The following is an 11460-nucleotide window of genomic DNA, read 5'->3' as shown; positions in this document are numbered from 1 at the left end:
AAAATTCTCTTTATCGATAAGAGAAAGAATAAGGCCAAGGTTAGAATTGAATTCATGAACCGGATGCTGGACGTGTCTCTTGGGCTTGAAATTTTATCCCGCTCTCTTCCTAACCAGAAAACGCCTGCGGGAAAAAATGAAAAAAGACAACAAAGTAAGCCAGTTATTTGAGAGTGTTGAGGCTGAATTATCAAGAATAAAGATTTGACCCGCCTTTCTTTTTGGATATCCCATTGACATATCCCAGCAGGATGCTACAATTGCATCAAAATTTTTTATATTGATTCATGGTGAAGGGAGATCCATCATGGTGCATGTACAAACAAAGCTTTTTCAAAGCAACAAAAGTCAGGCGGTTCGTCTGCCGAAAAATGTTGCGTTTCCCGATTCTGTCAAAACGGTTGAAATTACAGTTATGGGCAGAAAACGAATTATTCAACCTGTAGGGCAATCCTGGGATGAGTGGTTTGACAATCCAGGCGTTTCGGAAGACTTTATGGAAGAGAGAGGGCAACCTGAAGATCAACTTCGGGAGAATCTGTAATGCTGAAATACATGCTGGATACCAATATGGTCATCTACACAATGAAAAATCGACCGGAACAGGTCAAGATTCGATTTAATCGGCACGATGGACAAATGGCGATCTCCAGCGTGACATTGGGTGAATTGGTATTTGGAGCGGAGCATTCCCGACAGGTGGAACGAAATCTGGCTGACATTGAAGCAATGATTGCCAGAATAGAGGTTCTTTCCTTTGACAATTCCGCAGCTTATCATTTTGGCAGGATTCGGTCGGCTCTTTATCACATCGGTTAACCCATTGGACCGTATGACATGATGATTGCCGCTCATGCCAGATCCTCAGGATTGGTATTAGTGACAAACAATGCTAAAGAGTTTGAACGGGTTCCAGGGCTCTTGTTCGAGAACTGGTGTGAGTTATGATGTTGAAAAACAAAATGCCGGCATCTGCCGGTCGGCAAACGCCATCACCGCTTCGGCATTGGATACATCCGCTGCATGGCCCTTCATTTCACACAGGGCGAACAGCAGGCCCGAGTCTGTGGGAATTTCCGGATCAAATTCATGGAGCAGGGCCGGCCTGAACCGGATAAAGCCGATCACCTCCGGTGCAATCCCGGCCTGCACCGCCCAGTCGATCCAGTCTTCCACATTCACTTCAAATTCCAGACGGAAGTATTCCGGTTCATCGGATGAGTTGCCAACGCAAACTCCTGCATAGGAATGTTCAGGCATATCTGCAGACTTTGTGGGATTGGGGTCGCTGATCGTTGAGAATAAATTCTCTGATTTTGATATAAAAAATTAGTCTTCCAAAAAAGAGTTGACATAAATAACTTAAGAATATATAGATCGCAATGTTAGTTCTGAGTATAAAAAAGATTGATATGGCTAACTTTCGATTTTATATCTGATGCCCAATGCTATTGTAAGTCCCATAGAACAGGGCTGCCCGAGAGCAGCTAATGTTTCAGAATGTTGATAAAGACCCTGGTTCCCGGCATGTCGGGTCTTATCCCAAAGCGTTGTCCGGTTTAAGTTCTTTTCTTTTTTCTTTTTGAACCCGGTCAGCTTGATAATTTCCAATCATCCAACCGTCATCATTATAAATTTGATTGATCATGAAAACAATAAGAGGGGCACGTCCTATCCAATTTTCTGGAAAAGACGATCACGCTTTCATTGATTACCAAAACTGGTACGCCATCCAGACCCTGTCCGGGTGTGAAAAAAAACTGGTTTCAACCCTCCAGGTTCTTTTAAGAAAAATCCAGCTTTATCTTCCGACCCGGAAAGTCATCCATCAGCTCAAAGGGGTACAGCACATTATGGAATTACCCCTATTCCCTGGATATATCTTTGTTTACAGAAGTATTTCAGAATCATTGGACGCGCTTGATAAGGCCAATTCCAGTATGGTTTTTAAACCGGTAATGGCCAATGTGAAATACCTGGAAGCCAACAAGAACGAAATGAAATTTCTTTTTGAAGTGACAGGGGGGGGGTGATTGAATTATCTAAAGGGATTATTATGGAAGATGAAGAGGTTCAGATCATACAAGGGCCCCTGAAGCAGCTGAAAGGCAGAATTCTCTTTATTGATAAGAGGAAAAACAAGGCCAAGGTTAGAATTGAATTCATGAACCGGCTGCTCGACGTATCCCTCGGCGTTGAAATCTTATCCCGCCCTTTTCACAAAGATCAATAACCATTTCACAAAATTTGAATGGTAGTTAAAGAATTTTCATTCAAATTCAACGAAACACCCAGCCCGCAAAGCTTGAAAGATTTTGGCGTTACCTAAAAAAATATGGGGATTAAGCAAAATGGAGAAAAATTCAGTAATGGCAAATCCATCTATATTGGAATGGTTGATCAAGGAGATTTCTTTAAAAACAAATCAGGGCACCGATGAAGTAGATATTCAGGCTCCTTTTTCATACATCGGCATCAACTCACTGGATTTGGTATCAATTGTTAACAATCTTGGGAATCGGCTGAACCGTGAATTCCCAGCTACGCTTGGGTTTGATTATCCCACTATTCGTGCTTTGTCCGATTTTTTGGAAAAGGATTCAAATTATAATGAACCGGATTCTCTGTCCACTAATTTAAATTGCTTGCGTGAAAAATCAGAAATTCTGAAAAAACAGACGGCCTATGAAATCGTTGGAACAACACCCGATCCCACCAAGTTTCCAAGGGAATCCATTGCTGTCGTTGGGTTGGGATGTCGATTTCCTGGAGGATGCAATAATCCCGAAGCGTTCTGGAAATTCATAGAAACAGGGGGGGACGGAATCACCGAAGTTCCTGCCGACAGATGGGACATCGACTCATTTTATGATGCTAATCCTGACACCCTAGGTAAAATGACCACCAGATGGGGTGGCTTTATAGATCAGATTGATCAATTTGATCCCGCTTTTTTTGGAATCTCTCCACGGGAGGCCAGAGGGATAGATCCCCAGCAGCGACTTATCATGGAGGTAGGATGGGAAACCCTGGAGGATGCAGGCGAACTCCCGGCCCAACTTAAAGGAAGCAGCACCGGCGTGTTTGTCGGCATAAGCGGCAGTGATTATGGCCGCCTCCTGTTTAAAGACCCTTTAATGCTTGATCTTTACAGCGGTACGGGAAATTCAACATCAATTGCTGCAAATCGACTTTCATATTTTCTGGGACTGCGTGGGCCCAGCATTGCCGTTGATACGGCATGCTCATCTTCTCTGGTTGCCGTGGATCTTGCATGTCAAAGCCTGAATAATGTGAATTGCGACCTTGCATTGGCTGGAGGTGTCAATTTGATACTTTCTCCTGAAATGAATATAGTTTTTTCAAAAGCAAGGTTGATGGCCTTGGATGGGCGATGCAAAACCTTTGATTCCTCTGCTGATGGTTATGTTCGTTCTGAAGGATGCGGTATGGTGGCCCTTAAAAGATATTCCGATGCATTGAATGACGGTAACCGGATCTACGGCCTTATTCGCGGCACCCATGTCAACCAGGACGGTGAAAGCAACGGTCTCACCGTTCCCAACGGGCTCGCCCAGGAAATGTTGATCAGAGAAAGCCTTAGAAAAGCTGGGATCAAGCCTTCGCAGATAAATTATGCCGAGACCCACGGAACAGGCACTGCCATTGGTGATCCCATTGAAGTCAACTCCCTTGGCAAGGTGTTGGGTGAGGAACGTAAGTCAACAAAACCTCTTATAATCGGATCGGTAAAGACAAATATCGGACATCTGGAACAAGCGGCCGGAATTGCCGGGCTAATCAAAGTGCTTTTAAGTCTCAAGCACAATAAAATACCACCTCACCTCCACTTTAAAGAGATCAATCCCTTGATTTCTCTTGACAGTATTCCGGCTCTTATCCCCCAAAAGCAGATACCATGGGTTGCCGGACAAGAGAAGAGAATCGCAACTGTCAGCGGTTTCAGTTTTGGCGGAGTAAATGCCCACGTAGTAATTGAAGAAGCACCGGCATCTTATAAAACTAATGATAAATATCCATTCGCATGTCATCTATTGACACTTTCAGCCCGGAACGAAGATGCACTTGTTGATATGGCTGGTCAATACAAAAAATATCTTGAGTCACATCCCAATACTGATGCCGCTGCCTTTTGCTACACGGCCAATGCTCTTAGGTCTGATTTTTCATGCCGCCTGGCCCTGACCGGAGAAGACATACGTGTGCTTGAAAAAGAACTAACGAATTTTGCAAACAATTTAGATAGCCATGGAATAACCATTGGTAAAGGTCGCCCAGGCAATAAACCCGCTTTTATTTTTACTGGCCAGGGATCACAATATCCAGGGATGGGTCGGGAACTTTATAAAAGCCAACCTGTTTTTCGACAGGAGATGGATAGATGCCATGCAATTCTTATGAAAGACCACCAAATCTCCCTTTTATCCCTTCTTTATGATGACCACGATACGGATTTACTGAATCAAACAGCCAATACCCAGCCTGCCCTGTTCTCTTTGGAATATTCAATGGCCCGTATGTATCAGGCATGGGGGATTAAGCCGTCCGTGGTAATGGGTCACAGCGTGGGAGAGTTTGTAGCAGCATGCATCGCTGACGTCTTTAGCCTAGAAGATGCCCTGAAGCTCATTACAGCCCGGGGAAAATTGATCCAGAATCTACCCCGTGACGGGAAAATGGTAGTATTATTTACCAATATATCCCGAGTTGAAGCTTCAATTGCCCCATTCGGGGAAGATCTCTCCATCGCAGCAGTCAATGGGCCTGAGAATATTGTGGTGTCAGGGGTAGGCAATGCTGTTGATACTGTCTGCAACTCTTTATCTTCTGACGGAATTCAATGTTTCATACTCCCGGTCTCCCATGCGTTTCATTCTGTATTGATGGAGCCTATGATTGAAGATTTCAGAAAAATTGCAATGGAAATCGCCTATGCGCCACCCCAATTATCCTATATTTCCAATGTCACCGGCCGGATGACGGAAAAAGATGAGGTGTGTTCCCCTGATTATTGGTGCCGCCACATACGCTCAACCGTTAAATTTGAGGAAAGCATCCGAACCCTTCATGACCACGGATGTGACCTGTTTCTTGAAATAGGACCCAACCCTGTACTTTCCGGCATGGCAAAAACCATTCTACCAAAGGAGGATGTTTACTTTGCCGCATCTTTGAAAAGGGGAATCAAAGATGCACGATCCGTCCTTGAGGGTCTTGGCGTTCTTTATACTCAAGGCGTTACAATAGATTGGGGAAAACAGAGCGAACCCTGCCATAAAACGGTTCTATCCTTGCCCACCTACCCTTTTCAACGCAAACGATGCTGGCTTGAAGAGAAAAACATTCAACAAAACTTCCTTGAACCTCAAAGTGGTTCATCTGCTTTTCACCCTTCAAATGGTACTTTGATCGAAATCCCCATGGAAGAGACTATTTATCAATACCTGTGCGACACAACATCTTATTTTCTGGATGATCACCGGGTGTATAACCATGCTGTAATGTCAGGTTCTACCATGGTCTCCATGATTATACATAAGATGGAGGATATGCTGGGGAGCAGAATCTGCAGGATTGAATCCATGTTCATTCGGGAAGCACTATATATCCCCGACAATGAAACAAGGATCGTACAGATAGTTTTTTCGCAAGTTAGCAAAAAAGAAGTGTCCTTTAAAGTGTGTAGCGCTGATCAGCATGATAGTGCATCAAAAAAACAATGGAGAATACATGCCGAAGGCGAGGCAAAAGAAATTTTCAATAATAAAATTTCGTCTCATTCAGATCCGTTGTTTTCTCCCGAAATCATAAAAAACCGTTGTCAGAATGAAATAAGCGCCAAAGACCTCTATAGCGACATTCGGAAGGGGGGGCTTGAATTGGAGCCCCATTTTAAATGGCTTGAGCGTATCTGGAGGAGAGATGGAGAAGCGTTTGCCGAAATGCGCTTGCCGGGTAAAAGCGAAAAATACGAAAAGGACGTCCTTCCTCCGGGGTTGATAGATTCATGCACCCAGCTTCTTTTTGCCTGCTTTAATTTTGACAAAAAAAATGCGTACATGTTTCTGGGCTTTGACAGGTTTGATTATTATGGCAACCCTTTTGGCAGACTATTTTGTCATATGGAGCTTCAAACGGAGGCATTGGACACAGAGCTGGCGGTTGGAAATTACCGGTTGTGGGATGAAAACAAGAGGCTGATCGTAGAAGCAAAAGGGATACACCTGAAGCAGGCCCCCCTGGAAATTTTTATCAACAGCCTTGGGAACAAGGGGCTGGACCCGTTTTACAAAGTCCAATGGCAATTGTCCGAACGGGGTGAGACCAAAAGAGATGCGTTAAAAATATTTTCCGATAAATGGCTGGTTCTGGATGACGGCCATGGGGAGGGATCATCCCTGGCGCAGGCATTTCAATCAAAGGGGATCTCACATATTCTTGAATACTTGGACGACCATGGCAAAGACCAATCGGGGAACCGTATCAATGGATTTGAAAAACGGATTGAGGACCTCCTGGAAGAAGAGCAATTTACCGGTATTGTCAATATGTGCAGCATGGATCAGACCATGCCTGGATCCCTTTTTTATGACAGATTGTCTCCGGATATAACCATGGGCTGTGAGTTGACCCTTGCCCTTGCGCGGGTTCTTTCCAGGACAACAAATAATGACCCGCCGAAATTGTGGATTGTCACCAGGGGCGCACTTACGATTGAAGGTGAAAAATCATCTGTGAATCCGGTGGGTTCCCCTTTATGGGGAATGGGTAAAGTCATGTCCCTGGAACATCCCGAATTTTTCGGAGGACTTGCTGATCTTTCTCTTGAAGCCGGGGACATTGAATTTTCAAGGCTTGTACAGGAATTAGTTGAGCAGGATGGAGAGGATCAGATCGTTCTGCGGGGGGATAACCGGTATATCCCACGACTGAAGCCCGTGGAAGAAGACAAGTTGCATTTCTCCAGTGATTCCTTTTCCAAAGATGCCGTTTATCTTGTTACTGGCGGATTGGGCGGGCTTGGCATGAGGCTTTCCACATGGCTTGTTGAAAAAGGTGCTCGCCATCTGGTGCTTATGGGACGAACCAGCCCTTCACCCGAAACCGAAAAGCATATCCTGGAATTTGAAGAGAAAGGAGTTGATGTCCGGGTGGTTCAGGGTGGTGTAAACGATGGGACTGTTCTGGAAAAAGTATTTAATGATATTTTTCGGACCATGCCACCGCTTAAGGGCGTTTTTCATCTGGCCGGCGTGGTGGATGATGGCATGCTGAATCAATTGGAATGGACTCGGTTTGTCGATGTATTGGCTCCAAAGGTGATGGGCGCCTGGAATCTCCATATGCTCACCAAAGATCTCCATCTTGATCATTTTGTTCTCTTTTCATCCACAGCTTCACTCCTGGGCTCTCCGGGCCAGGGGAATTATGCTGCAGGGAATCATTTTATGGATACATTGGCAGAATTGAGGAAGCGTATTGGCCTGCCGGGCTTGAGCATTAATTGGGGACCCTGGGCAGAGATCGGTATGGCGGCGGCACTCAAATCCGGAGACATGAAACGCTGGGAAAAGGGAGGATTTACTCCCCTGACTGTTAAGAAAGGATTCATGTTTCTGGAAGAACTTCTCGGATCCGGAAATTCTCAGGTCGCCGTGATGGACATTAATTGGGATGATTACGTTCGATACTACCTCAATAACACTGTGCCCCCTGTTTTATCCCAGATTATTTCAAATTTTATAAAAAAACCGGCTCCGTCAGAATCCGTAACCATTGAAAGGTTGAACCGAATTAATGAAGCTAAATCGGAAGAAAAAGAAGCACTTGTTTCAGAGCTTATTTCCAGTTACCTGACTAAAATCATGTGGCTGGATGCAAAGACCCGGATTGATCTGGATTTGAACCTCATGGAGATGGGGCTGGATTCGTTGATGGTGATTGAGCTCAGGAATCAATTTAGAAAAGATTTGGGTGTTGAGCTTTCCCTTACGGAATTTTTAAAACAACCGACCATCAGAAAATTGTCTGGGATTGTCCTGAACCGTTTTGGAAAATTAAAATCAACTGAAACGGATAAGATGATTTATCCCCGAATACTCCCCCGTCCAGATCAGAGATATGATCCTTTTCCTTTGACCGATATACAGTATGCCTACTGGATGGGCAGGCGTGGTGAACTGAGCCTGGGGGATGTCTCCTGCCATATTTACGCCGAAGTTGAGATGGTTGATCTGGATCTGGACAGATTCAGCAAGGCCATATCAAAACTTGTCAATCGCCATGAAATGCTCAAAGCTGTGATTCTTTCGGATGGTCGTCAACAGATACTTGAGAACGTACCGGCATATGAGGTTAACATTCAGGACCTGAGGTGCTATGAGCCTGGTTATACTCAACGCAAACTCAAAAAAATCAGGAACTGTATGTCCCACCAGATTCATCCCTCGGAGACAGGGCCTTTATTCGAAATTCGGGCATCACTTCTTGATAAAGGCATTACCCGCCTTCACATCAGTTTTGATCTTCTTATAGGGGATGGTTGGAGTTTCAATATCCTGATAAATGATCTTTACAGGTACTACCTTGATCCAGAAACTGATTTTCCCTCCATTGAGATTTCCTTCAGGGACTATGTCCTGACGCAGGAAGCAGTGAAACATATTGATTTTTATCAGCAATCCATGGAATACTGGAAAAAACGTATCCCCCATCTCCCCCCTGCTCCGGATCTCCCCCTTGCAAAAAATCCGGAAGAGATCAAAAAACAACATTTCATTCGCCTTGAATCAAGGATGGAAAAAGAGCCGTGGAAACATCTTAAACATCGTGCCGCCAAAGCGGGACTTACGCCTTCCGGAGTGCTTCTTGCCGCATTTTCCGAAATCATTGCCGCCTGGAGTAAATCACCCGATTTTACCATTAATTTGACCATGTTTAACCGGCTTCCCCTGCATGATCAGGTGAATGAAATCGTTGGAGACTTCACCACTTTGACTTTACTGGAAGTAAACAATGACGGCAGACAATCATTTGAAACCCGGGCCCGGAACATCCAGGAAAGGTTATGGCAGGATCTGGAGTTTCGGCATATGTCCGGGGTGGAAGTGTTGCGGGAGATTGCCAGGCAAAAGGGCGGCGGCTCAAATATCAATTTTCCAGTAGTCTTCACAAGTGTGCTCCCATACAGTAGCCAGAGTGGAGATTCAACCGCAATAGGACTGCCATCCGGGCTGCCCGTTGATCTTGTCTACTGCATTTCACAGACGCCTCAAGTCTGGCTGGATCATCAGATATTCGAACAGAACGGTGCGTTGACCTTTAACTGGGATGCGGTTGAGGGACTTTTTCCGGAAGGAATGCTGGAGGATATGTTTGAGGCCTACAGCAGGCTCATCAATAGGCTTGCAGATGAAGAGAATGCCTGGCAGGAGATAAAAGCGGAGTTTATTCCTGAATACCAGGCGGAAATGAGAACATTGGTGAATGATACGGCGGGGAGCATATCACGGAAGATGCTTCATACTCTGTTCGATAAACAGGCATCCATAAATCCTGAAAAAGAGGCTGTGGTCAGTTCAACGTTAAGAATGACTTACCATGAGCTTGCCTGCCGGGCTGCAAATATCGGCTTGGTTCTTCGGGAAGAAGGTGCTTTACCCAATAGCCTCATTGCCGTTGTCATGGAAAAGGGATGGGAGCAGGTGGTTGGAGTTCTTGGTGTTCTTTATTCCGGAGCGGCATACCTGCCGGTTGATGCGTCAATGCCAAAAGAGCGGCTTCATCATATCTTGAAAAATGGAAACGTCGATCTGGCGCTTACCCAATCATGGAGAGATAAAGACATTGACTGGCCGGAAGGGGTTAAAAGATTTTCTGTTGATAAGGCAGGACTTGTGGATGAAAGGGCTCCCCTGGTTCCAGTACAGGATATCAATGATCTTGCCTATGTGATTTATACCTCCGGTTCCACAGGAGAGCCAAAGGGCGTGATGATCGACCACAGAGGAGCGGTTAATACTATCCTTGATATCAACAAGCGTTTTGACATCGGTGCCGAGGACAGGGTAATTGGGCTTGCTGAATTGAGTTTTGACCTGTCGGTATACGATATCTTCGGGACCCTTGCAACCGGAGGCACCTTGATCCTTCCCGATGCAAAAGGATCAAAGGACCCAGCCCATTGGTTAAAATTGATGGAGACGGAACAGGTTTCCGTATGGAATTCAGTTCCACAACTCATGCAGATGCTTTTGACCTATATTCCGCCTAAAATGACGGATTTGCCAAAGGCGCTTCGCCTCGTTCTTTTGAGCGGGGATTGGATACCCAGGGACCTGCCCGGTAACATCATATCTCTATTTCCCGGGACTGAAATCGTCAGCCTCGGGGGGGCGACGGAAGCTTCTATCTGGTCCATTCTGCATCCCATAGAAAAGGTTGGGATGGAAGGAAACACGGTTCCATACGGTCGTCCCATGACCAATCAGAGGTTTTATGTCCTGAACAAAAATATGAACCCTTGCCCGGACTGGGTAACGGGTGAGCTTTATATTGGAGGAATGGGTCTTGCCAAAGGATATTGGCGTGATGAAGAAAAAACCGCCCGTAGTTTTATCAAGCATCCAGTTCTCGGTGGACGCCTGTACAAAACCGGGGATATGGGGAGATACTTGCCCGATGGAAATATTGAATTTCAGGGAAGGGAAGATTTCCAGGTAAAACTCAACGGCTATCGCATTGAGCTTGGGGAGATTGAGGCTGCAATCAAAGATCATCCTTCGGTAAAAGACACCGTAGTTTCAGTCAGAGAAAATCAATGGGAAAACAGTCGACTGACGGCATATGTCGTTCCCGATTTAAAGACAGATTCTCCAATTGTAAAAACCGTGGAAGTTGACCCTAGTGATTCGGAAGCCTTTTTGAATTTGTTAAAAACAACCGCCCGGCTGGAAGCGGAAAAAAGGCTCAATGAAATGGACTTTGGCGGTTTCAAAGTTTTTCATGATTACATGAAAGAAAAAAGCCTTGAAACCATATGCCGGGTGTTGAACGGTTTTGGTTTTTTTATTCATTCCGGTGAAAGGTGGTCCCAGCAGGAATTAATGGATAAGGGAAAGATTCATAACCGATTCAGGACTGTTCTGGGGCAGTGGCTGGACCTTCTTATAGCCAGAGGGCTTCTGAACAAGGATGGCGACGGTTTTTATACTAATTTTGAAAAATTGGGGGTTGAAAAAGAGGGACAAGCATTTTGTCCAGAGATCGAACAATACGGTTGGTTGGCCGAAAATATCCATGCGCTTGATCTCTATTTGGAGCGGATTGGCAGGCATTTAATCCCTCTTCTCAAGGGAAATGATGAACCCTTGGAATACTATTTTTCCGACGAAAATGGCATCTCTCCTGAAGCATTGATAAAGGTTATGCCGGGCACCG

General features: G+C 45.2%; 5 protein-coding genes and 1 pseudogene. 5 read left to right on the top strand and 1 reads right to left on the bottom strand.

Annotated features, from left to right (window positions below):
* Positions 1-280: 280 nt before the first annotated feature.
* Entirely contained in the window at positions 281-544 is a 264-nt protein-coding gene (gene vapB, locus AB7U36_RS10015; RefSeq protein ID WP_428159640.1) for a type II toxin-antitoxin system VapB family antitoxin, read from the top strand.
* A pseudogene (gene vapC / locus AB7U36_RS10010) lies at positions 544-948 on the top strand (type II toxin-antitoxin system tRNA(fMet)-specific endonuclease VapC). Before vapB ends, vapC begins: the two are co-directional and overlap by 1 nt.
* Here the strand turns inward: vapC and AB7U36_RS10005 are convergent.
* Positions 943-1260, bottom strand: a complete 318-nt coding sequence (locus AB7U36_RS10005) for a hypothetical protein (RefSeq protein WP_428159639.1) — start codon at positions 1258-1260, stop codon at positions 943-945. The pseudogene vapC and the gene AB7U36_RS10005 overlap by 6 nt on opposite strands.
* A gap of 386 nt (positions 1261-1646) precedes the next feature.
* Here AB7U36_RS10005 and nusG point away from each other — a divergent pair, with 386 nt between their 5' ends.
* From nusG to AB7U36_RS09990, 3 genes are all read left to right on the top strand, one after another.
* The gene (gene nusG, locus AB7U36_RS10000) at positions 1647-2033 is read left to right on the top strand and encodes a transcription termination/antitermination protein NusG (RefSeq protein ID WP_428159638.1); all 387 of its coding nucleotides are present in this window, start codon (positions 1647-1649) and stop codon (positions 2031-2033) included.
* Positions 2030-2233, top strand: a complete 204-nt coding sequence (locus AB7U36_RS09995; RefSeq protein WP_428159637.1) for a hypothetical protein — start codon at positions 2030-2032, stop codon at positions 2231-2233. The genes nusG and AB7U36_RS09995 overlap by 4 nt, the downstream gene beginning before the upstream one ends.
* Before the next feature lie 136 nt (positions 2234-2369).
* Positions 2370-11460 (top strand): amino acid adenylation domain-containing protein (locus tag AB7U36_RS09990; RefSeq protein ID WP_428159636.1); only part of this gene is annotated, 9091 nt, incomplete at its 3' end.

The sequence above is a fragment of the Desulfobacter sp. genome (assembly GCF_050177295.1).
Note: the sequence above shows the minus strand (reverse complement) of the source record. Positions and strands in the feature narration are given on the sequence as shown.